Origin of the sequence: Serratia sp. CY38905, assembly GCF_052168875.1 — a bacterium.
In the GTDB taxonomy this organism is placed as follows: Bacteria; Pseudomonadota; Gammaproteobacteria; order Enterobacterales; family Enterobacteriaceae; genus Serratia; species Serratia sarumanii.
In genome coordinates this window covers 327,433-350,383 of the sequence record NZ_JBJNLV010000002.1, presented here as the reverse complement: position 1 = coordinate 350,383, position 22,951 = coordinate 327,433, and the positions used below count along the sequence as shown (strand labels likewise).

Annotated in this window: 20 protein-coding genes; 10 read left to right on the top strand and 10 right to left on the bottom strand. The window is 57.4% G+C overall.

What is annotated here, in order from left to right:
- Positions 1–6: 6 nt before the first annotated feature.
- The 3 genes from rstA to ACJ8MK_RS08400 are packed head-to-tail and all read left to right on the top strand — an operon-like array spanning position 7 to position 3,567.
- Positions 7–732: a two-component system response regulator RstA gene (gene rstA, locus ACJ8MK_RS08410; RefSeq protein WP_033634655.1), complete on the top strand. Its 726-nt coding sequence runs from the start codon at positions 7–9 to the stop codon at positions 730–732.
- Positions 729–2,033 carry a two-component system sensor histidine kinase RstB gene (gene rstB / locus ACJ8MK_RS08405; protein ID WP_033648428.1) on the top strand — a complete coding sequence of 435 codons (1,305 nt, stop codon included), beginning with the start codon at positions 729–731 and terminating at the stop codon, positions 2,031–2,033. The genes rstA and rstB overlap by 4 nt, the downstream gene beginning before the upstream one ends.
- A gap of 34 nt (positions 2,034–2,067) precedes the next feature.
- Entirely contained in the window at positions 2,068–3,567 is a 1,500-nt protein-coding gene (locus ACJ8MK_RS08400; RefSeq protein WP_103798502.1) for a carboxypeptidase M32, read from the top strand.
- Positions 3,568–3,736: 169 nt separating this feature from the next.
- Here the strand turns inward: ACJ8MK_RS08400 and ACJ8MK_RS08395 are convergent, their stop codons facing one another.
- Positions 3,737–4,642 (bottom strand): alpha/beta fold hydrolase, encoded by a 906-nt coding sequence (locus tag ACJ8MK_RS08395; RefSeq protein ID WP_033648430.1) that lies wholly within the window; start codon positions 4,640–4,642, stop codon positions 3,737–3,739.
- A 185-nt stretch (positions 4,643–4,827) separates the two neighbouring features.
- Between ACJ8MK_RS08395 and asr the strand changes: the two genes are divergently transcribed.
- A complete protein-coding gene (gene asr / locus ACJ8MK_RS08390; RefSeq protein ID WP_033648431.1) occupies positions 4,828–5,103 on the top strand; it encodes an acid resistance repetitive basic protein Asr in 276 nt (91 codons plus the stop codon).
- 293 nt (positions 5,104–5,396) lie between these two features.
- Complete coding sequence (locus tag ACJ8MK_RS08385; protein ID WP_033634660.1) at positions 5,397–6,209, top strand: trypsin-like serine peptidase; 813 nt, start codon at positions 5,397–5,399, stop codon at positions 6,207–6,209.
- A gap of 293 nt (positions 6,210–6,502) precedes the next feature.
- On the opposite strand, the gene ACJ8MK_RS08380 is transcribed toward ACJ8MK_RS08385, so the two are convergent.
- Positions 6,503–7,999 carry an aldehyde dehydrogenase family protein gene (locus tag ACJ8MK_RS08380; protein WP_442517648.1) on the bottom strand — a complete coding sequence of 499 codons (1,497 nt, stop codon included), beginning with the start codon at positions 7,997–7,999 and terminating at the stop codon, positions 6,503–6,505.
- A gap of 604 nt (positions 8,000–8,603) precedes the next feature.
- Entirely contained in the window at positions 8,604–9,269 is a 666-nt protein-coding gene (locus ACJ8MK_RS08375) for a DUF3313 domain-containing protein (protein ID WP_047567285.1), read from the bottom strand.
- Between the two features lie 243 nt (positions 9,270–9,512).
- Between ACJ8MK_RS08375 and ACJ8MK_RS08370 the strand changes: the two genes are divergently transcribed.
- Positions 9,513–10,136 (top strand): TetR/AcrR family transcriptional regulator, encoded by a 624-nt coding sequence (locus ACJ8MK_RS08370; RefSeq protein ID WP_174158814.1) that lies wholly within the window; start codon positions 9,513–9,515, stop codon positions 10,134–10,136.
- A gap of 363 nt (positions 10,137–10,499) precedes the next feature.
- Here ACJ8MK_RS08370 and hrpA read toward each other — a convergent pair whose 3' ends face one another.
- A complete protein-coding gene (gene hrpA, locus ACJ8MK_RS08365) occupies positions 10,500–14,387 on the bottom strand; it encodes an ATP-dependent RNA helicase HrpA (protein WP_072021559.1) in 3,888 nt (1,295 codons plus the stop codon).
- A gap of 269 nt (positions 14,388–14,656) precedes the next feature.
- Here hrpA and azoR point away from each other — a divergent pair, with 269 nt between their 5' ends.
- The gene (gene azoR / locus ACJ8MK_RS08360) at positions 14,657–15,262 is read left to right on the top strand and encodes an FMN-dependent NADH-azoreductase (protein WP_033634661.1); all 606 of its coding nucleotides are present in this window, start codon (positions 14,657–14,659) and stop codon (positions 15,260–15,262) included.
- Positions 15,263–15,381: 119 nt separating this feature from the next.
- On the opposite strand, the gene ACJ8MK_RS08355 is transcribed toward azoR, so the two are convergent.
- From ACJ8MK_RS08355 to ACJ8MK_RS08340, 4 genes are all read right to left on the bottom strand, one after another.
- Positions 15,382–15,705: a YdbL family protein gene (locus tag ACJ8MK_RS08355; protein WP_101426970.1), complete on the bottom strand. Its 324-nt coding sequence runs from the start codon at positions 15,703–15,705 to the stop codon at positions 15,382–15,384.
- Between the two features lie 8 nt (positions 15,706–15,713).
- Positions 15,714–15,911 (bottom strand): YnbE family lipoprotein, encoded by a 198-nt coding sequence (locus ACJ8MK_RS08350; protein WP_025302979.1) that lies wholly within the window; start codon positions 15,909–15,911, stop codon positions 15,714–15,716.
- Positions 15,908–18,520 (bottom strand): YdbH family protein, encoded by a 2,613-nt coding sequence (locus tag ACJ8MK_RS08345; protein WP_442517647.1) that lies wholly within the window; start codon positions 18,518–18,520, stop codon positions 15,908–15,910. The genes ACJ8MK_RS08350 and ACJ8MK_RS08345 overlap by 4 nt, the downstream gene beginning before the upstream one ends.
- A 317-nt stretch (positions 18,521–18,837) precedes the next feature.
- Complete coding sequence (locus tag ACJ8MK_RS08340) at positions 18,838–19,668, bottom strand: LysR family transcriptional regulator (protein WP_033653062.1); 831 nt, start codon at positions 19,666–19,668, stop codon at positions 18,838–18,840.
- A 139-nt stretch (positions 19,669–19,807) separates the two neighbouring features.
- On the opposite strand from ACJ8MK_RS08340, the gene ACJ8MK_RS08335 reads away from it, so the two are divergent.
- The 3 genes from ACJ8MK_RS08335 (at position 19,808) to hslJ (ending at position 21,712) form a co-directional block, all read left to right on the top strand.
- Positions 19,808–20,098, top strand: a complete 291-nt coding sequence (locus ACJ8MK_RS08335; protein WP_033648435.1) for a putative quinol monooxygenase — start codon at positions 19,808–19,810, stop codon at positions 20,096–20,098.
- A gap of 142 nt (positions 20,099–20,240) precedes the next feature.
- A complete protein-coding gene (locus tag ACJ8MK_RS08330; protein ID WP_016927571.1) occupies positions 20,241–21,233 on the top strand; it encodes a 2-hydroxyacid dehydrogenase in 993 nt (330 codons plus the stop codon).
- Positions 21,234–21,283: 50 nt separating this feature from the next.
- Positions 21,284–21,712: a heat shock protein HslJ gene (gene hslJ, locus ACJ8MK_RS08325; protein WP_174158812.1), complete on the top strand. Its 429-nt coding sequence runs from the start codon at positions 21,284–21,286 to the stop codon at positions 21,710–21,712.
- A gap of 29 nt (positions 21,713–21,741) precedes the next feature.
- On the opposite strand, the gene ACJ8MK_RS08320 is transcribed toward hslJ, so the two are convergent.
- Together ACJ8MK_RS08320 and ssmE are read right to left on the bottom strand one after the other, a co-directional pair.
- The gene (locus tag ACJ8MK_RS08320) at positions 21,742–21,996 is read right to left on the bottom strand and encodes a DUF333 domain-containing protein (protein ID WP_015377999.1); all 255 of its coding nucleotides are present in this window, start codon (positions 21,994–21,996) and stop codon (positions 21,742–21,744) included.
- A 499-nt stretch (positions 21,997–22,495) separates the two neighbouring features.
- The gene (ssmE, locus tag ACJ8MK_RS08315) at positions 22,496–22,828 is read right to left on the bottom strand and encodes a multidrug efflux SMR transporter SsmE (RefSeq protein WP_033634669.1); all 333 of its coding nucleotides are present in this window, start codon (positions 22,826–22,828) and stop codon (positions 22,496–22,498) included.
- Positions 22,829–22,951 lie beyond the last annotated feature (123 nt).

Genomic DNA, 22,951 nt, shown 5'->3' with positions numbered 1-22,951 from the left:
GGGCATATGCATAAAATTGTTTTTGTGGAAGACGATCCCGAAGTCGGCAAACTGATCGCCGCCTATCTGGGCAAACACGACATCGAGGTGTTGATCGAACCGCGCGGCGACAGCGCGCAGGCGCGCATCGCGCACGAGCAACCCGATTTGGTGCTGCTGGACATCATGCTGCCCGGCAAAGACGGCATGACGCTGTGCCGCGATCTGCGCCCCACCTTCCCCGGCCCGATCGTACTGCTCACCTCGCTCGACAGCGACATGAACCATATCCTGTCGCTGGAGATGGGCGCCAACGACTATATCCTGAAAACCACGCCGCCGGCGGTGTTGCTGGCACGCCTGCGTTTGCACCTGCGCCAACACGGCCAACAGCCGAAAGAAGAGTCGGTTCAGCCGCTTACCCAGCACAACGCGCTGCATTTCGGGCTATTGTGCATCGATCCGGTCAACCGGCAGGTCACGCTGGGCGAAGAAACTGTCACGCTGTCCACCTCGGATTTCGATCTGCTGTGGGAGCTGGCGACCCACGCCGGGCAGATCATGGATCGCGAGGCGCTGCTGCAAAACCTGCGCGGCGTGAGCTATGACGGTATGGACCGCAGCATCGACGTCGCGATCTCCCGCCTGCGCCGCAAGTTGTACGACAACGCGCTGGAGCCGTTCCGTATCAAGACCGTGCGCAATAAAGGTTATCTGTTCGCCCCTAACGCCTGGGCATCGGTGCAACAATGAGAAAACTTTTCGTCCAGTTCTTCCTGTTGCTGTTCGTCTGTTTTCTGGTGATGGCGATGCTGGTCGGCCTGGTGTACAAAGTGACCGCCGAGCGCGCCGGCCGCCAGTCGATGGACGATCTGATGAAAAGTTCGCTGTACCTGATGCGCAGCGAGCTGCGCGAAATCCCGCTGAAGGACTGGAACAAGACCATCGCCACGCTGGATCTCAACCTGTCGTTCAAGCTGCATATCGAACCGCTCGGCAAACAGGAGCTGAGCGAGGATCTGAAAAAACGGCTGCGGCTGGGGGAAATCATCGCCCTCGACGATCAGTACACCTTTATGCAGCGCATTCCGCGCAGCCACTACGTATTGGTGGTCGGCCCCATTCCTTATCTGTTCTATCTGCATCAGATGCGCCTGCTGGATCTGGTGTTGCTGGTGTTTATCGGCATGTCGCTGGCGCTGCCGGTGTTTCTGTGGATGCGGCCGCACTGGCAAGACCTGCTCAAGCTGGAAAACGCCGCCCAGCGGCTCGGCGCCGGGCATCTGGATGAACGCACCCACTTCGATCCCACCTCCAGCCTGAGCCGGCTCGGCGTGGCGTTCAACCAGATGGCCGACAACGTCAATACCCTGATCGCCAGCAAGAAACAGCTTATCGACGGCATCGCGCACGAGCTGCGCACGCCGCTGGTGCGCCTGCGCTACCGGCTTGAAATGAGCGATAACCTGTCCGACAGCGAGCAGCAGGCGCTGAACCGCGATATCGGCCAGTTGGAGTCGCTGATCGACGAGCTGCTGACCTATGCCCGTCTGGACCGTCCGCAGGTTGCGTTAAACATTGAACCCATCGATCTGCCAAAGTGGCTCGAGGACAAGGTCGATGATATCCGCCTGATCCATCAGGATCGCGACATCCAGCTCGATATCCCGCACGTCGGCGACTTCGGCGGCGTCGATCTGCGCCTGATGGAGCGCGTGCTCGACAACCTGGTCAACAACGCGCTGCGCTATTCCGAACAGCGGCTGCGCGTTGGCCTGTGGTTTGACGGCGACCTCGCCTGCTTGCAGGTCGAGGATGACGGGCCGGGTATCCCGCCGGAAGAGCGCGAACGGGTGTTTGAACCTTTCGTCCGTCTCGATCCCAGCCGCGATCGCGCTACCGGCGGTTGCGGGCTGGGGCTGGCCATCGTCCATTCCATCGCCGTCGCCCACCAGGGACAGGTGTTCGTCGAAGGCAGTTCGCTCGGCGGCGCCAGCTTCCGTTTCTGCTGGCCGGTGAAGCCGACATTCAGTTTAAAAGCCGATCTGGCGTAATGCCGCCAGACCTTCTCATTGGAGCCGAATAATAATGACATCTGCACATTCCAACACGTCTGCTTACGATCACCTGCGCGCCCTGTTCAGCCGGCTGTCGCGTTTCGGCCACCTGTCCGCCATCGCCGGTTGGGACATGCAAACCATGATGCCGCCGGGCGGCAGCAAGGCGCGCTCCGAAGCGCTGGCCGAGCTGAGCGTGCTGCAGCACCAGATTTTAACGGCACAAAGCACCGGCGCGCTGTTGGATCGCGCGCAGCAAGAGACGCTGGACGAAATCGACCGCGCCAACCTGCGCGAAATGCGCCGCCAATATGAAGACGCCGTGCTGCTGCCGGCCGCGCTGGTCGAAGCCAAATCGCTGGCCGGCGCGCGCTGCGAACACGCCTGGCGTGCCCAGCGCCCGGCCAACGACTGGGACGGCTTCGCCGACAACCTGCGCGAAGTGGTCAAGCTCAGCCGGGAAGAAGCGCAGATCCGCGCGCAGGCGGCCGGCACCAGCCGTTACGACGCCCTGCTAAACCTGTATGAACCGGGCATGCGCAGCAGCGATCTCGACCGCATCTTCGGCGATTTGAAAACCTGGCTACCGGATCTGCTGCAGCGCGTGGTGGCCAAACAGGCTAACGAGCCCTGCCAGGCGCCGCAGGGTCCGTTCAATGTAGACACCCAGCGCCAGCTTAGCCTCAGCGTGATGAAGCTGCTCGGTTTCAACTTCGACAACGGCCGCGTCGACGTCAGCGCCCACCCGTTCTGCGGCGGCGTGCCGGAAGATGTGCGCATCACCACGCGTTACAACGAGAAAGAGTTTTTGACCGCGCTGCTCGGCATCGTGCACGAAACCGGCCACGCCCGCTACGAGCAGAACCTGCCGCGCGATCTGCTCGGCCAGCCGGTCGCCCTGGCTCGTTCCACCGCTATCCACGAATCGCAAAGCCTGCTGTTCGAAATGCAGCTGGCGCGCGGCAATGAATTCCTGAAGATCTTGCGTCCGTTGGTCACCGCGCAGTTTGGCGAACAGCCGGCGCTGGAAGAGGCCAACTTTATTCGCCTCAACCAGCGCGTTAAACCGGGCCTGATCCGCGTCGACGCCGACGAGGTGAGCTATCCTGCCCACGTCATCCTGCGCTACGAAATTGAAAAAGCGCTGATCGAAGGCGATATCGAGGTGGAAGACATTCCGGCGCTGTGGAATGAGAAGATGCAGGCTTACCTCGGCCTCGATACCATCGGCAACTACCGCAACGGCTGCATGCAGGATATTCACTGGACCGACGGCGCCTTCGGCTACTTCCCGACGTACACCCTCGGCGCGATGTACGCCGCGCAGCTGTTCCACAGCGTGCGTCAGGCCCTGCCTTCGCTGAGCGAAGATATCGCCGCCGGCAACCTGCAGCCGCTGTTCCACTGGTTGCAGCACAATATTTGGCGCCACGGCAGCCGTTTCCCGACCGAAACGCTGATCGCCAACGCGACCGGCGAAGCGCTCAACCCACGCTACTTCCGTCAGCATTTGGAAATCCGCTACCTGTAATCTCTCCTGGCGCGGCCCCGGCCGCGCCCTTTTCCCGCCTGCATGACCGGATAATGTTTCATAGCGCGCATTCCTTGCCGACAACGCCTTGGCCACAGAGTGGCGGCTGGCTACTCACCATAAGTATGTTGTAACTAAAATAGCAAAAAACGCCGGGCTTTCCGGCCTGTCACCCCAGCGCATGACGGGCGATCATCGCCGCCAGCTGCGGCCTCAATGGCGCGGGCAGGTCATGCCCCATGCCCGGCATGATATGCAATTTGGCGTTGGCGACCGCACGGGCGATCGCAACCCCACCCGCCTTGCGCACCAGCCGATCGCGATCGCCGTGAATAACCAGCGTCGGCGCGGCTATGCGCCGGCTATAACGACGCAGATCGCCGCTGCCGAGCAACGCGGAAAGTTGCCGCTGCATGCCTTCCGGATCCACGCCCCGCTTCAGCAACCGCGTCACCAGCGTATCCAGCTCCGCCTCCTCCGGCGGATAAAATCGGGTGCCGAGCGCGCGCAGGAAGGTTTTCATCCCTTCGTGGCGCTGCTGCAGCGTCAAATCGGCCGCAGGCCGGCGCACCAACAGCCATAGCAGCGAAGGGGCCGGCGGCGGTAACAGCGGCTGATTGGTGCTGGAGAACAAGATGCATAACGAGGCGACGCGCTGCGGGTATTCGGCGGCCAGCACCTGGGCGATCATCCCCCCCATCGAAGCGCCCAGTACGTGAGCCTGCGGAATGCGTAAATGATCGAGCAGATGCGCCGCGTCCGCCGCCATGTCCGCCAGGGTATAAGGCACCGGCGTTTGCCAACCGAGCTGGGCGCGCAACATCAGCAGCCACAACGGCTGCGTACGTTGTGCCTGCGTTTTGCCGGAAAGGCCGACGTCTCGGTTGTCATAGCGGATCACCCGAAATCCCTTGGCCACCAGGGCGCGGCAGAAGTCGTCAGGCCACAGCAAAAGCTGTGCGCCGATCCCCATGATGAGCAGCAGCGGCGGGTGCGCCTCATCACCCCAGTCCTCATAGGCCAGCGGCACCTCGCCCTGTTCGGTCACGCCACAACGAATTGATATCTCGTTCATGTTAAATCCTTTTTACCGTGCCTGGCGGTCATTATAACAGCAATCCCACTCCCCACCGCCGCCCTGTACATTAGGTTACATGCCGAAACCAATCACTCACGGAAAGGCGGACGCCGTTTGCCTACTATCATTTCAACGGCCCCGCAGTGGGGTTGATACCCAAAAGCCATATTGAGGATTCTGCGATGAAAAAAGTATTAGCTCTGGTTGTTGCCGCTGCAATGGGTCTGTCTTCCGTAGCTTTCGCTGCCGAGGCTGCCACCACCGCACCTGCGGCTAGCGCAACCACCGCCACCGCTGCGCCGGCTAAAGCCCAGGTGAAACACCACGGCAAGAAAGCCCCGGTTCAGAAAGCTCAGGCGGCCAAAAAGCATCACAAAAAAGCCGGTGCGAAAGCCCCGGCCCAAAAAGCCCAGGCGGCTAAAAAACACCACAAGAAAGCCAGCCACAAAAAGGCGTAACAACGTGAGGATCCCCTCACCGTTTCAGGCTTGACGTGTACAACACCCGGTTCGCCGGGTGTTTTTTTATCGGGGGTTCGCATTGATGCTGCGCCGCTACCTGTTCGAGATCGTTCTGACCGCCCTGATCCTTTGCGGACTGATCGCCGTCTTTTTTTACCTGTAGCCTGCCGCATCGCCGGCGGGAAATTATTGAAAAATCAATTATTGCCCATCCACACGGATGCTAAATCAGTCTATAGTTAGCATTCAGTGTGTTTATGGATGATCCGTATTTGTCAGGCAAGAGATCTATGCGCAAATCCGTTTTACTGTTGCTGTGCTCACTCCCGCTCATCGCTGCTCAGGCGGCACGCGCCGACGGCCCGTCCAAGGCCGAGCAAACGCGTCTGTTTTTCGGCAAAGATGAACGCATCAAGGTCACGGATACCACCGCCCAGCCCTGGCAGGCCATCGGCCAGGTCGAAACCGCCAGCGGCAATCTGTGTACCGCCACGCTGATCTCCCCACACCTGGCGTTGACCGCCGGCCACTGCGTGCTGGCGCCGCCGGGGCAACTGGATAAAGCCATCGCCCTGCGCTTCGTGGCGGGCGATAAATCCTGGCGGTATCAAACCGACAATATCGAAACTCTGGTCGACAGCAAGCTGGGCAAAAAGCTGAAGCCGGACGGCGATGGCTGGATCGTGCCGCCCGCCGCCGCCGCTTATGACTTTGCGCTGATCCGTCTGAAAGACAAAAAGCCGCTGCCGATCGCACCGTTGCCGCTGTGGCAAGGCGACAGCAAGGCGCTGACCCAGGCCCTGAAACAGGCCAAGCGGTTGATTACTCAGGCGGGTTACCCGGAGGATCATCTGGATGACCTCTACAGCCACCAAAACTGCAAGGTCACCGGCTGGGCCCAGCAAGGCGTACTGTCGCACCAGTGTGATACCCTGCCCGGCGACAGCGGCTCACCGCTGCTGTTGAAAACCGCCGACGGCTGGCAGTTGATCGCCATCCAAAGCTCGGCGCCGGCGGCGAAAGATCGCTACCGCGCCGATAACCGCGCCCTGGCGGTGCCCGGCATCCGGGAAGCACTGGACGCCCTGGCGGCAGGCAAATAGCCTTTATCTCCACAAGCGCTGGTTTCAGGCGATCTCCCTTAACCAGCGTTTAGTCCGAGAGAAAGAGGGTTTTAATGTTAAGAAACATGCCATTATCGCCTTGATTAAAACCCGACAGTTCTTTGTGTCATGCCAATGATTGAAAATATTGCCATGCTCTGGGGGAATAATCTGAGGCAATAATGACATATAAATAACTCTATCTCTTTGGTTCTAATAAAATGCTCAGAAATCTCATCGTGAAAACTCCTTATATTTCCCTTTACATAAAATCGATGCCGTATCAAATCAACTTATTTGGGTGTGAAATTGATATGTATATTCTTTTCCCTGGTAAAGGCCAAAAGCTCACCCAAACACTCTTCTCGGCCAATCCCAGACTGTTTTACACCACCAAATGGAGCACCAAGAAAATGTTTAGCCACATCATTTATCCACACAAACCCTGCCTCAACATCCTGAGCCAATTGATTCGCGTCTTGCAGGCTGTCAGTCCATATAGAACAAGTTAGCCCAAGATCCAACTGATTCACTTGTTGAATAAGACTTTTCTTGTTATCCCATTTTATAATGGACAACACGGGACCAAAAATTTCTTCCCGTGCAATATCCATATCCATGGTTACATCAGCAAATACAGTTGCTTCAAAAAAACAGCCGTTCTTTAGTGATTCATGTGCGGGCCTCGAGCCTCCGGCAATAAGCCGTGCCCCAGCGAGCTTTGCCTGCTCAACATAAGATTCCACGCGGCTTAATTGAGCCTGAGAAATCAATGCCCCCATGGTGGTTTCAGGGTCTGACGGTATGCCTGGTTTAAATCGAGTCACGCGCGATGCAACCTTTTCGATAACATCCTCATATATATCGCTATGAATGTATGCCCGGCTTGTTGAACCACATGATTGCCCGCACCACTCAAAATTCATACCACGTATCACAGCATCGGCAACTTGATCTGGATGAGTATCAGAGAAGGCAATGAGGGCGTTTTTTCCACCTAACTCAAGCAGCACCGGTTTTATCGTTTCCGCGGCTGCACGCATTACCGCCCGCCCCGTAGGTATGCTTCCGACTACAGTGATCATTGAAACGCCTGGATGCTGCGAGAGTGCAGCGCCAACGGCCTTCCCTCCTGTCACCACATTGAAGACCCCTGGCGGCAACAGTTCGTGAAAGAGCTCAGCCAGTCTCAGCGCCGAGAGCGGACTTTGCTCTGAGGGTTTAATTATAACGGCATTTCCCGCCGCCAACGGCGCAGCTATTTTCCCCGCACACGTCAGTAGCGGGTGGTTGAAAGGAATTATTCGCGCAACAACACCATAGGGCTCCCGTGTCGAAAAATTAACGGTCCCGACTCCCATTGGGATTGAGCTTCCTTTCATCTCGGTGACAAGTCCCGCAAAGAAGTCCAGCAGTTCTGCCGCCGCAGCCACATCCCCATATAACATCTGCACAGGGTTTCCGCAGTCAATGGCATCAAGCAACGCCAGCTCGCGTAAATTGCTGCGGATTACAGCAGCCATTTTTCGAAGTGTTTTTGCTCTTTCGAGTGGCTTGACTTGACGCCACAGCTGAAATCCATTTCTGGCGGCGTCGATAACGGAAGATACATCGCGTTCGTCAGCTTCTGCAACTTTGCATAACTCCGTTCCGGTTCCTGGGCTATTCACTGCTCTGACTTCACCTCCGACGGGAGCATGCCAATTTCCGCCATAATACAGATTACGAGAAATGGGTAATACGCTCTGCCAAGAGGACGCTTGCGATTGCATACTATATTCATCTGCCATAATTAAGCTACTCCTATACAAATTTATTATTTAAATAATTCATCAAATATCACTGAGATTATGATGCCCTATTTTCTCCGATGAGAGGGTTAAATCTATCAGTAACTGTGGTTTGCCTTGCTTTGCTTTCCGCCAACGCGCTCATCAAAAAGTTGGCGACTGACCGTTTTTATAAAAAAAGCCAGATAACATCTCATTCCGCTTTCAAATACTGATGCGCGACCTCTTCAGAATAGGCGCCGCTGTGTGGAGCATAAGGCAAAAATGCCGTATTCCCATAATGCATCCAGAAAAACCCGCTGAGCTATCCATTGCCAATTATAAATATCAGTGTCGTTTACAAAATCAGTAAGACAACAAACACAAGAAATGAAATGTCTATGATTGTAAATATCACTATAAACCGGCCCACCGTCATCATCCCTCCTTCCACTGCGCTCAAACATATGTTCTCTGATAGCCGATGTATGTTATTGCACTGTCTCCGTTGTAGATTAATATACCCACTTGACTCGCTCATGTTTATCTGTCGGCGGCTCTGGTAAAATATCTTTTCGCCATTAAGGGCGGTAATTCAGCTTCACCATCAGCACATTGAGCATAATTAATTCAACATCTCAGCCAGTTCTTCCGCACCTTTGTCAATTCCCACCTCGGCCGCGTTGAGCGAGCCGATACTTGCACCGATATTCATAGCATTCGGATACTGTCTGGCCACGTAGGCGTTGAGAAGGCTATGGTTAGAAGCATCATAAAGCTCCACAACATAATTCACTGAGCCGTTGAATAATCCTTCCTCACCACGGATAGATTGCACAATATTGTAAGGCCCTCCCACCAGAGGGTCTAACTTAGTGATAGTGCCGATAAAAGACGTCGTCGTATCAGCACCTGTTAACGTCAGTTTTAATCGGATAGTACCGGAAATTGGTGTGCTGACTTCTCGGAAGTGTGGACGCAAACTTTCGCTGAATTTGTTATACATATAATCCGCCAATAACTTGCGCTCTTCCGGCAAGAGATCGCCAAACTGGTGATCCCCCCCTTGATAAATAACGACCGGTTCGATAATGATATTGGTGTATTTACTCCAGTCCACTGGCGGGGCATAGCGGTAAGGAATACGGTTGGATTTATCATCAGTGTTAGGAGTGAGCAATGATGATGAATCAATGCTAGCATACCGTACCGGTGGTTTTGCCGAACATCCGGCCAAAATAACGGTAGGTACCGCAACAACCAAGAGAAAAGCGTTGATATAATTAGACATTTAAGGCTCCCGACCAGAGATATCATCGATACTGATTTTAACTGATTGTTTTTCCCCAGAAAAACAACCGAAATATGGTGCTTAACAAGACTTTTTCTTTAGGTGGATGGTGGTGTACACAACCAAAAGCGATCACAAAAACACCAAAACAGTACCACCTGGTACACTTTTATCACAGTTTCATCGCGTGTCAAGAAAAAGCGTCTTGTCATGTAACCATTGCTTTAACGGTAAGGAATGCTAATGAAAGTACGTACTAAAGCACGCCGCGACGCTATCGTCGAAGAAGCGGCATTGCTTTTTCAAGAAATGGGCTATGAACGAGCGTCAATGAATGAACTGGTCAAGCGGATTGGCGGATCGAAAGCGACTCTTTACCGTTATTTCCCTTCTAAAGAGGCGCTATTTGTCGCCGTTGTTCGTGAACATGCAACTCAGCACCTCACAGAAGCCGCTGAGGGACTGATGATTGATGCGCAAACTTTCACGCTGGAACAGACTTTGATGCGTTTTGCCGAGCGAAAGCTGCAGGTTGTTGCCAACGATAATAGCGCAATCGCCGTTTATCGGATGGTGGTTGCCGAGTCTGGTAATTCTGATATCGGCACTCTATTTTATGATGCAGGAATACGAGAAAGTGTAACAAAACTCTCGGAACTCATGGCGATAGCGATGGAGCGTAAGGAACTGCATTTGGCAGATCCGCACCTTAGAGCTTTACAATTTTTGTCGCTATTAACCGCAGAGGTTGATATGCGTGTGTACCAGCGCCAATTAACCCCGCTAAGTACACCGCAAATTCGGGAAATGGTTTGCCATGCAGTTCACATGTTTTTAAATGGGGCGGCATTCAGAGATAATGGCTGAAAAAAGGCCTCTGTACCTCAGGCATCCCTCATTTTTATCTTTTAACGATTCGTTTGAAATCACGCTGAATCATTAAATTCAGTGTAGTCACGCATCTGGTATTCAAGGTTTTCGAAACAGACTTTGAGACAAACATGCACCTGAAACATCCCCGTTCTCTCAGTAATGCAGCCTCCAGCGCACTCGAAGAGGGTTCGACTCGCCTTTCATGCCATCGGAGCCGAGCCTGGACAGGCAAACGCCCCCTGGCAGAAATATGCCAGGGGAATGCCTCCACGGTGCCCCCTCTCGCCCGGCGGCCCAAAACCTTCTGCCCGGCCAGTTGTGCTGTCTGTCGTTCGACGCCGGCCGGCGCACCCGAACTTAGCCCGAAAGCTGTTCGATAGTTTGCAAAATGCGCTTGTCGGAGATCGGGTAAGGCGTGCCCAACTGCTGCGCGAACAGGCTGACGCGCAGCTCTTCAATCATCCAGCGCACCGCTTTCACCTCTTCCTCCTGCTGTCGCTTCGGCGGCAGCTTGTTCAGCCACTGCTGCCACGCCTGTTGCACCTGCTCCACCCGCAGCATCTGCGCGCGATCGCGGTGCGGATCGATAGCCAGTTTTTCCAACCGGCGCTCGATCGCCTGCAGGTAGCGCAGCGTGTCCGGCAGGCGTTTCCAGCCGTTGCCGGTGACGAAACCGCGGTAAACCAGCCCGCCGAGCTGGGTTTTGATGTCCGACAACGCCAGCGCCAACGACATGTCCACCCGGCCTTTCAGCCGTTTGTTGATGTTGAAGACCGCCGTCAGGATCTGCTCAACCTGCCTGGCCACCTCGACGACCGTGTCGTTCAGCTCGGCGCGGATCTGCTCCTGCAGGCGCGCAAAGCCTTCTTCTTGCCAGACCGGGCCGCCGTGTTCGGCGATCAGCTTGTCGATGCCGCACGAAATGCAGTCGTCGATCAGCTCCAGCACCTTGCCGTACGGGTTGAAGTAGAGCCCCAGCTTGGCCTTGTTCGGCAGCTTTTCATGCAGGTATTTGATCGGCGAAGGAATATTCAACAACAGCAGGCGGCGCGTGCCCTGCCACATCGCCTGTTGCTGCTCGCTTTCGCTGTCGAACAGGCGGATCGCCACGCTGTCCTTTTCATCCACCAACGCCGGGTAAGCCTTCATCGAATAGCCGCCGCGCTTCTGCTCGTAAAACGCCGGCAGTTGGCCAAAGCTCCATACATGCAGATTGCTCTGCTCCAGCCCATCATCGGCCACCGCCGACAGCGTCTCCTGCACCTTCTCTTTCAGCTGCAGGCGCAACGCGGCCAGGTCTTTGCCTTCGCGCAGCGTCTGATTTTTCTCGCCCACCACGCGGAAGGTCATCTTCAGGTGATCGGGTACCTGATCCCACTGCCAGTCATCACGTGACACGGTCACGCCAGTCATGCGCCGCAGCTCACGCTCCAGCGCGTCCAGCAGCGGCAATTCCAGCGCAGTGACGCGGCCAAGGAACGCCTCGGCGTAGTTCGGCGCCGGCACGAAGTTGCGGCGCACCGGTTTCGGCAACGATTTGATCAGCGCAATCACCAGCTCGCGGCGGATTCCTGGGATCTGCCATTCGAAGCCCTGCTCCTCCACCTGGTTGAGGATCGGCAGTGGAATGTGCACCGTCACGCCGTCGGCGTCGGTGCCCGGTTCAAACTGGTAGCTCAGCCGCAGCTTGAGGTTGCCCTGATGCCAAAAGTTCGGGTAATCGAGCGCGCTGATCTTGTTGGCGCCGTCCTTAATCAGCATCTCTTTTTCGAAGTTCAGCAGATCCGGCTGCTGTTTGGCCGCGCTCTTCCACCAGCTGTCGAAATGACGGCCGGAAACCACGTCGTTGGGGAGACGGCGATCGTAGAAGCCGAACAGCGTTTCGTCATCCACCAGAATGTCGCGGCGGCGTGATTTATGCTCCAGCTCCTCCACTTCGGCGCGCAGCTTTTGGTTTTCGCGGAAGAAGGCGTGGCGCGTCTGCCAGTCGCCCTCCACCAGCGCATGGCGAATAAACAGCTCACGGCACAGCAGCGGATCAATGGAGCCGTAATTGACCTGGCGCGCCGCGACGATCGGCAGGCCGAACAGCGTGACCTTTTCGCTGGCCATCACCGCCCCCTGCGACTTCGACCAGTGCGGTTCGCTGTAGCTGTGTTTCACCAGGTGCTGAGCCAGCGGCTCGATCCATTCCGGTTCGATGCGCGCAGCGATGCGCCCCCACAGGCGGCTGGTTTCCACCAGTTCGGCCACCATGGTCCACTTCGGCGGCTTCTTGAACAGGCCGGAGCCGGGGAAGATCGAGAAGCGGGCGTTGCGCGCGCCGGTGTATTCCTGCTTGTCCGCATCCTTCTGGCCAATGTGCGACAGCAGGCCGGTCAGCAGCGCGGTGTGCACGCTGCGGTAGTCGGAAGGCGTGCTGTTGATCGGCAGCCCCAGCTCTTTCACCACCTGGCGCAGCTGGGTGTAGATATCCTGCCACTCGCGCACCCGCAGGTAGTTGAGGAAATCGTTGCGGCATAGCCGGCGGAACTGGCTGGAGGAGTTCGCCTTTTGCTGCTCCTGCAGATAATCCCACAGGTTGACGAACGCCAGGAAGTCCGAGTCCTTGTCCGCGAAGCGGCGGTGTTTTTCATCCGAGGCCTGCTGCTTGTCCATCGGGCGCTCACGCGGATCCTGAATCGACAGCGCGGCGGTGATGATCATCACCTCGCGCACGCTGCCGCTCTTCTGCGCTTCCAGCACCATGCGCGCCAGACGCGGGTCGATCGGCAACTGCGCCAGCTGGCGGCCCTGCGGCGTCAGCTGATAGTGGCCGTTGTCGGCGGTGGCGATAGCCCCCAGCTCTTCCAGCAGGCGCACGCCATCCTGAATATTGCGCTTGTCCGGCGCCTCGACAAACGGAAACGCGGCGATGTCGCCCAGCCCCAGCGAGGTCATCTGCAAAATAACCGATGCCAGGTTGGTACGCAGGATTTCCGGATCGGTAAACGCCGGCCGCGACAGGAAGTCCTGCTCAGAGTACAGACGGATGCACACCCCTTCCGACACGCGGCCGCAGCGCCCTTTGCGCTGGTTGGCAGAGGCCTGCGACACCGGTTCGATCGGCAGGCGCTGTACCTTGGTGCGGAAGCTGTAGCGGCTGATGCGCGCGGTGCCCGGATCGATAACGTACTTGATGCCCGGCACCGTCAGCGAGGTTTCCGCCACGTTGGTGGCCAGCACGATGCGCCGGCCGTGGTGCGACTGGAACACCCGGTTCTGCTCGCTGTTCGACAGGCGCGCATACAGCGGCAGCACCTCGGTATGCGGCAGATTGAGGCGGTTGAGGGCGTCGGCGGTATCGCGGATCTCGCGCTCGCCGCTCATGAAGATCAGAATGTCGCCCGGCCCTTCGCGGCCAAGCTCGTCCACCGCATCGAAAATCGCCTGCAGCTGGTCGCGATCGGTATCGTCGCCGTCGTCGACCACCGGGCGGTAGCGCACCTCCACCGGGTAGGTGCGGCCGGAAACCTCGATGATTGGCGCATTGTTGAAATGGCGCGAGAAGCGCTGCGGATCGATGGTCGCCGAGGTGATGATCACCTTGAGATCCGGGCGCTTCGGCAGCAGTTCGCGCAGGTAGCCGAGAATAAAGTCGATGTTGAGGCTGCGCTCGTGCGCTTCATCGATGATCAGCGTGTCGTACTGCATCAGCAGCCGGTCCTGCTGAATTTCCGCCAGCAAGATACCGTCGGTCATCAGCTTGACCAGGGTATTTTCCCCCACCTGATCGTTGAAGCGCACCTTGTAGCCGACGCTGCCGCCGAGCGGGGTTTCCAGCTCGTCGGCGATGCGGTTGGCGACGGTGCGGGCCGCCAGGCGGCGCGGCTGGGTATGGCCGATCAGCCCTTTCACCCCGCGCCCCAGTTCCAGGCAGATCTTCGGCAGCTGGGTGGTTTTCCCCGAGCCGGTCTCCCCGGCGACAATCACCACCTGGTGATCGCGGACGGCGTTTAATATGTCCTGCTTTTTTTGGCTGACCGGCAGGCTTTCCGGATAGGTAATGCGCGGGCAAGACGCGGCGCGCGCCTGCACTTTTTGCCGCGCCGCCGCGATGTCGCTTTCTACTTCGGCGGCCACCGCCAACTGGGCATCGGGATTTTTGATTTTTCGTGCGCCCTGCAGGCGACGACGCAGACGTTGTTGATCGCGGAGCATCAGCTCACCCAGTTGGGCCGGCAGTGCCTCGAGCGGAGATTTCACGTTCGGTGTTCCTTGTTTCTTCGCCGCCAAGGCCAGGCTTGGCAACGGTTTGATGTTTTTTTAGCGATTTTTTTGCTTTAGCCGCACAGCCTATCACAAACGGCTTTCTCCCCCTACTTCCACGAGTAAAGCCTCGCCATGTCATTCAATAAAATCGAACGAAGATCTCGAAATATTGCGCTATCACTGTTGGAGGAATGTGAATAGCATGTACTCCATGCAAGGGACGCTGAGTCCTGATGTCACTGTCACAACGTAAGGAATTATCGATGAGCAACGTATTGGTTCTGAAATCAAGCATCCTGGCGACCTACTCTCAGTCTAACCAACTGGCCGATTTCTTCGTAGAGCAATGGAGCAACGCCCACAGCGGCGACACCATCACCGTGCGCGATCTGGCCGCACAGCCCATCCCGGTGCTGGACGGTGAACTGGTCGGCGCGTTGCGTCCTTCCGATGCTCCGTTGACCCCGCGTCAACAAGAAGCGCTGGCCCTGTCGGACGAGCTGATCGCCGAGCTGCAGGCCAACGACGTCATCGTGATTGCCGCGCCGATGTACAACTTCAACATCCCGACCCAGCTGAAAAACTATTTCGACCTGGTTGCCCGCGCCGGCGTGACCTTCCGTTACACCGAAAACGGTCCGGAAGGCCTGGTGAAAAACAAACGCGCGGTGATCCTGACCAGCCGCGGCGGCATTCATAAAGGCACCCCGACCGACCTGGTGGAACCTTACCTGCGTCTGTTCCTGGGCTTCATCGGCATTACCGACGTTGAGTTCGTCTTCGCGGAAGGCATCGCCTACGGCCCGGAAGTGGCGACCAAAGCACAGGAAGACGCCAAGGCGGCCCTGTCTCAGGTGGTGTCTGCCTAAGATCCTGCGCAGGGGCGCCGCGCCCCTGCCGGACAAGAAGCAAATCCTGTCAAACCTGCACTACCCTCATAATAATCATCTATCCGTATCTCTTGGCGCGCCAGACGGCGCGCTTTTTTTTATTTCTTCAGCCACTGGCCGTTGATGCCGCGCACATACTCGCCGCTCTGCGCCCGCGTCACCAGCTTCTGCCCGGCCATGCGCGCCACTTCGTCGACGGCGATATGGTTGCCGTCCGCCACTTCCTGATACTTCTCGGCGCGGCCGGCGTTGATGCGCTTCACCAGCGCCAGCGTTTCCGCGTCCTGCTTCACCGGGGCGATATAGCCGCTCAGGGTTTCGCCCACCCGCCCTTGCTGCTTCGCCTCATCCAGCGTCAACGCCATCGCCACGCCGCTGAACAACAAGGCGGCGCCGGCCAGCCACAAATAACGTTTTTTCATGTCGGCTCCTAGAACAGACCGCTTTGGGTTTTCAGCAGGTTTTCGACGTCCTTATCCACCTTGATATGAATTTCATGCTCGATCTTGACGTTCATATTGATGGTGATCGGATCCTTCGGCGTCGCCACCTCGATGCGCGGCACGCAGCCGCTCAGCAGCGAAACGCACAGCACCGCTGCCAGCGTCGACACACTCATGATTTTCATTGTTGCTCCCCAGGTTGTGAGAGGGCCTGCTCCAGCCACTCCTGTAAATTGTCGCCGAAGCGCAAACTGCGCCACAGCTGAAACACGTTTTCCTGATGCCGATAGTTCAGGATCACCTCGCGCTTGGCGTTCTTCTGCGGGTTGATGCCGTCGATACGCGCGCTCAGCGTCAGTTCGCCCAGGTTGTCGAGATCGACCCGGGCGTGCGAACGGTTGATTTCCATGTAGCGCAGCCAGTCGATCGCCGCGCCGGTCGCCAGATTGTTGCTGCCGATGGCGTCGGCCATGTCTTTGTCCAGCCGCAGCGTCAGGGTGCCGGCGTTGGCGATCCAGCCGTTCTGCACCAGCCATTTCGGGTGGTTCAGGAACAGCGGCAGCTCACCGTCGACCCGGCCGGACATGGCGAACTGCTTCGGCTTCAGGGCGGTGAACAGCGCGCTGAGATCGACCTTGTCCAGCTTCAGCACCGCGGCGTCATGCTGCGGCAACCGCAGCGCCGACAGGCTGATATGCCCGTTGAGCATGTCCACGCCGACGTTGCTCAACGTCAGCGGCTGCCCTTCGCTATAAGGATAGGTGCCCTGCAGATCGGCGGAAATGTTCTGCATCTCGAACAGGTTGCTGAAAGACTTGATGCGCAGCGACACCGGCTGTTTGGCCCCCAGCAGCCACTGATGCTGCTTGAACCGGTACGACAGGATAAAGTCCAGGCCGCTCATCTCGCCGTCTTTCAGCCACATGCCGCCGTTTTTCACCACCCAGTGGCCGCCGGCCTCGAAGCCCTGCTCGCGAGCGGCGGAAAACGCCGACTGCGCATAAAACTCGCCGTCGCGCAGCGTGAGATTGAGATCCGGCGCGAGCAGCGGCTGGAAGACCTTCAGCGACTGTTTCGGCCACCAGGCTTCACCGCGCAGGCGTTCGCCGTCCCAACGGCCGCGCAGCGCGATCGGCCCGATCTGCTGTGCCTGCAGTTTGCCCTGCAGCTGGAAACTGTCCGGCGAAAGGCCGTTCACCTGCAGCGCCAGCACCGGCGCCGGCAGATGGCCGCCGTCGCTGAAGCTGACCTTATCCGCCGCCAGTTGCAGCTCGCCGTTGAACTGCGGGCTTTGTTCATCACGCCGCCAGCGCAGCGGCCGGTTGAGGCTCAGGCGCGGCGCGGCGACCGTCACCAAACCATACTTCAATTTATCGAAACCGGTGGAGAGCTTGTCGAGCACCAGCTCGCTATCCTGCCAGCGCCCGCTGCCGGCGACGTCCCAGGCGGCCTGCAGCGGCGGCAACCGGCCGTTGCCCCAGTAACGCCACTGCCAGTCGCCCTTGTCCGGCCAGAAATCCTGCGCCTGGCCGTCCAGGTGCAGCTTGAAGCGCCCCCAATAGCTGTCGCTGGCGTTCAGAATCGCCTGCAGGCGGCCGGTGATACCGGCGGCGGTCACCTTCACGCCCGCCAGCGGCAAACGCGCCTCTTCCAGCGTCATTTCCGGCGTCACCTTGCCCCACAGGCGCAACAGCGCCCCTGGCTGCAGCACCAGCGTCGGGTTGAGAATGCTGCCGCCGATCACGCCCGGAATCGACGCGGTGGCGGAGAAGTCGGCCAGATTGGCCTGACCGGTCAATTGGAAGCGCAGATCGCTGTCGGTCAACCCTACCTTGCCCGGCCCGAGGGTGAGCACCGCATTGCCCTTGCCGTTGTGGCCGGCGGTGATCACGTTCAGCCGCGCGCTGATCTCCGTTTCATCCCACCCTTTGCTCCAGTCGTGCAGCGCAACGCTCAGGCCGCCGTTCAACGGCTGCCCGCTGTACGGCCAACGCCACTCGCCCTGCCTGATGCTGACCCGCTGCGGCGCGACTTCCCACGGCAGCACCGCCAGCGGCCGATCGTCGCCTTTTTCGCTTACCGTCAACACGCCCTGCCGCTGTTGCCAGCGCATGTCCAGCAATACCGGTTTTTCCAGATAGGCGGTCTGCATTTCCCCCTGCAGCGCGCCCTGCGTCGGCAGGCTGGCCAGATCCAGCGGAATGGTTATCTTGCCGGCGAGACGCAGCGGTTGCGCGCTGTTGGGCGGGACGACGGTCAGGCTCTGCAACGTCAGCTGCTGTTTTTCATCCAGCTGCGCCTCGGCGCTGAGATTCGGCCCCTGATAATGCAGGCGTTGCCCGTCAGAACCGGAGGAAAGCTGCAGCTTGCCGGCATAGCGCTGCCAGGGAACCAGCGTCAGGTCATTAATGGTGAGGTCCAGCGGCGGTAGCTGTTGCTGCAGCTGATCGAGCGCCAGCGGCGCGCTGTTGGCATCGCCGCCCGGCAGTTTTGACAAACAGGCGCTATCGACGCTGACCTTATCGCTCGACAGCTGCCAGCGGCCCTGGCGGTAAGCCAACCGCGTCGGCCCGACGTTGGCCAGCAGGCAATCTTGCGCGGTGAAACGCGCCCCCGCCAGCGCCAGGCCGCCCTGGCGCCAGTGCAATTTGCCCTGCAACTCCAGGCGGCTTCCCGCCGGCAACCAATGCGATAACACGCCCGGCAGCCAGCGCGGCAAAGTTTGCCACAACGCCAGCACCAGAATTGCGCAGCCCGCCACCGTCCCTATGAATACTTTTAATCGCCTGGTCATTAAATGGTTGCTTCGTTCCTGAGTTAGGCATTGGTTAAGTCTATGCCTGAATTGACAATAATGATGGCATGAATTTGACATAGGGTGAAGCTGAGCGGGGTCGCAGCGGCGATTTGCACCTTTTTGGCGCAAACGTGTGCGGAGTTGTAGATTTTCGTTACATATGCATCACATAAACAGGACAGTTTTCAGACTTTTGTTATTGTCGTTGCCATTGATGATTAATAGTCTTGCAACCATTCTAATAAAAGTTCAGCTGCTAGCTAACTGTGTACTAGAGAAGCCATTCCCCACACCCCCGTGGGGATTTTTTTGCCTTAATGCCGAATCACGGCGTCAATAAAATCGTGCAATATGCGGCTGTCGCTCGCTTTACGCCAGATAGCATAAATATCGCTGCGCATTTCATTCCCGCATTCTATGTATGCAACCTTTCGCTGCCGCGCCAGGCTTTCGGGCACAAACGCATAGCCTAATCCCGCTGTTACGCAGGCAAATATCACGTCGTAGCATTCCACCTCCAGCAGCGCGGCGGGGATGACTTGCTGCTTCTGCAGCCAGGCGTCCACCAGATGGCGATAGTGGCATTGCCGCGAATAAACATAGAGATCGCTTTTTGCCAACAACGCCGGCCGACATGCCCCGCCAATGAAGACCAAACGCTCCTGGAAAGCACGCCGGCTCTGCATCTGCGGATGTTCGATCGGCCCATCTGAAAACACCACGTCCAGCGCCCCTTTTTGCAGCTGAAACTCCAGATCCAGCGAATATCCCTGCACCACACTCAGCTGAACGCGGCGATTTTGCGCACGGTAATGGGCCAACTTTTGCGGCAAATGATGACTCAACGCGATATCCAGCGCGCCAAGCCTCAGTTCGCCCTGCACCGGATCCTGTTCAAACTGCGCTCGCGCCCGCTCTTCAATAGCCAAAAAGCGCTTGGCCTTATGGTAAAGCGCCCGGCCTTCCGGCGTGAGCGACAACCGATTGCGCTCACGCTCGAACAGCGTGACGCCGCACGCCATTTCCAGCTCTTTTAATTTCTTGGTCACGTTAGAGGGCACGCAAAACAGCCGCTCCGCCGCGGCCGTGAGACTCTCCGACTCCACCACCATGCAAAAGGTGGCTAACTGGGCACGTTTAAACATCTTAAGCCTTCACCAAAAGTGAACGATTCACGAACTTTATTTCACTTTTAGTCAGCCATCAAGTCCGTAAAATCCTCGCTGTCAGCACAATGCTGCCCCTGGAGATATCCAGTTTCATTACCGACCGAGGAAATCAATCATGATTACGCTCAACGTCTTTTTTCAGGTCAATCCGGCCAAGCGGCAAGCGTTTCTGAGCCTGCTCAACACCATGGTGCAGGAATCCAATAAAGAAACCGGCTGCTCTTTTTACCAGCTTTGGCAATGCCAGAGCGATGAGAACAGCTACGCGCTGATCGAAAACTGGGACGATAAGGCGGCGCTTTCAGCACACCAGAAAACGCCTCATTGGATCGCCTTTAACGATGTCGTTAACAGTTATTTGACCCATGATTACGATGAGCATCATTACACGGAAATCGCTCGTTAAAACCGCGTGAACCGGCCCAATGCGGGCCGGTTTCACTCCCCTGTCTGATAGAACAAGCCCCGCGCGGGACAAACTGCTAACCAATTGTCGAATTTACTAAAATCTGTTAAATTGATCACAAAATCACGGTGGAGAAACCACGATGAAATTGGCGATATACAGTACCAAACAGTATGACCGTAAATATCTCGAACTGGTGAATCAGCAGTTTGGCTATGAGCTGGAATTCTTCGACTTTTTACTCAGCAAAAAAACCGCCAAAACGGCCGCCGGTTGCAAGGCGGTGTGTATCTTCGTCAACGACGACGGCAGCCGTGAAGTGCTCGAAGAACTGGCGGCGCTGGGCGTCGAAATTCTCGCCCTGCGCTGCGCCGGTTTCAATAATGTCGATCTGGACGCCGCCAAAGAACTGGGCATCAAGGTGGTGCGCGTGCCGGCCTACTCACCGGAAGCCGTGGCGGAGCACGCGGTAGGCATGATGATGTGCCTGAACCGCCGTATTCACCGCGCCTATCAACGCACCCGCGACGCCAATTTCTCGCTGGAAGGGCTGATCGGCTTTAACATGCACAACCGCACCGCCGGCGTGATCGGCACCGGTAAAATCGGCGTGGCGACGATGCGCATTCTGAAAGGCTTCGGTATGAAGCTGCTGGCTTACGATCCGTTCCCGAGCGAACAGGCGCTGGAACTGGGCGCGGAGTATGTCGACCTGAAAACGCTGTACGCGCAGTCCGACGTGATCACCCTGCACTGCCCGCTGACGCCGGAAAACCACCATCTGCTGAATGCCGACGCCTTTGCGATGATGAAAAACGGCGTGATGGTGATCAACACCAGCCGCGGCGCGCTGATCGACTCCACCGCCGCCATCGACGCGCTGAAGCAGCAGAAAATCGGCGCGCTGGGAATGGACGTTTACGAGAACGAACGCGATCTGTTCTTCGAAGACAAGTCTAACGACGTGATTCAGGACGACGTGTTCCGCCGCCTCTCGGCCTGCCACAACGTGCTGTTTACCGGCCATCAGGCCTTCCTGACCGAAGAGGCGCTGACCAGCATTTCGCAAACCACGCTGCAGAACATTAGCCAGTTGGATCGCGGCGAAGCCTGCCCGAACCAGTTGAACGCCTGAGCGTCACCTCGGGGCGCCCTTGCGGCGCCCTGTTTATTTGAGAGAACGCGATGAGAAAAACCACGGTAGCCGCCCTTGCGGCGCTGGCTTTAGCGGGGTGCAGCATGAAACCACATACGGCCGTCACGCCAGGCGATCTGCTGCATCACAACTTCGTGTTGCAGAGCGTGGATGGCGAAACGGCGAAGCCACCGGCGGGCGGCGGCCTGCTCAATCTGGAGTTCGGCGAAAACCTGCATGTCTCCGGTGCGATGTGCAACCGCTTCTTCGGCCAGGGGCAATTACGCGACGGCGTGCTGACGGTGAAACCGCTGGCCACGACGCGCAGGCTGTGCCCTGATGAACAGCGCAACCGCTGGGATCGGGCTATCGCCGCCGTGCTGGAAAACGGCGCCGAAGTGACGCTAAGCGCCCAGCAGCTGACGCTCAACGGCAGCGGCCACACGCTTATCTATACCCTGCGCGATTGGGTGTATTGATCCTGCGCGCCAGGCCTGGCGCCGCGGGCTTACCCGGCGCAGCTGCCCAGGCCCAGCGTGCGTTCTTCGCACTGCTTGCCGTTCGGCATTTGGCACATGCGCAGCGCTTCACCGTTCAGGTTGTGCGCGATGGTGGTGACGCCGCCGACCGCCGCGCAACCGGCGCTGGTCTGCAACGTATTGATTCTGGCACTGTTGCCCTGCTGTACTGGTTCTTCGTTATTGCTGCTGCAGGCGGCTAAAAGCAGCACGGCGCTGGCAAGCAGCCATTTTGATGTCGTCATTATCCCACTCCTGAACCCGGAACTGCGCTGTGTAAAATCGCCATTGCTGATAACGCGCGTCACTTGGCGGACACGTTTCGCTATCTTTGATGCAAACTTGTTTAATCTAGCTCGATATATAAATAATGAAAATATATTCCAGCCATTATTTGTCGTTTTTTTGCGGCGGCCGGACATTTATTTTGTTTGCAGAATATTTCCGCACCGGAGCGCGGTGCCAAACGTGACGGCGCCACCCGCTGCCAGGCTTCGGCCGCACGCAGAAAGTGATAACGTCACCGCTGCCGACCAGGAAGTTTTTCCGGCGATATCGCTATTCATTATCTTCGCGTGCTTTCAGTGAAACGGCGCATTTTTTGCTACCGGAGAGGACGATATTTGCGTCTATGCTGGCGGCGCTAAGTAATTAGCATTCCACTATTTTCAGTGAATGATGGCTGAATTCTTCAACCGGCGCGACTTGCTGTCGCGCCGGCCTTTTTTCACATTAAAATAACACTCAGTGCACCGTGGCTTTCGACAGTAAATTAATCACCAGCACGCCGGCAATAATTAATCCCATGCCGACGATCGCCGGCCAATCCAATTTTTGCTGATAAACAAATACCGCGGCGACCGACACCAGCACGATCCCCATGCCTGACCAAATCGCATACACGATGCCCAGCGGCATACTCTTGACCACCATCGACAGCCCCCAAAATGCCACGCCGTAGCCCAGCACCACCAGCAGCGACGGCCACAGGCGGGTAAAGCCCTCGGAGGCTTTCAACATGGTGGTGGCGATCACTTCCGCGACTATCGCCATCGTCAAATACATAAATGCGCTCATGATTTTCTTCTGTCAGTTTGCCGATGCGCAATTATGACGCGCCGGAAATAAATTGTCTTTAAACGGTGAAAACAATTTATTGCCGCCGGCCCCCAATTGACGAGGAAATAGGCCTTTGACGAT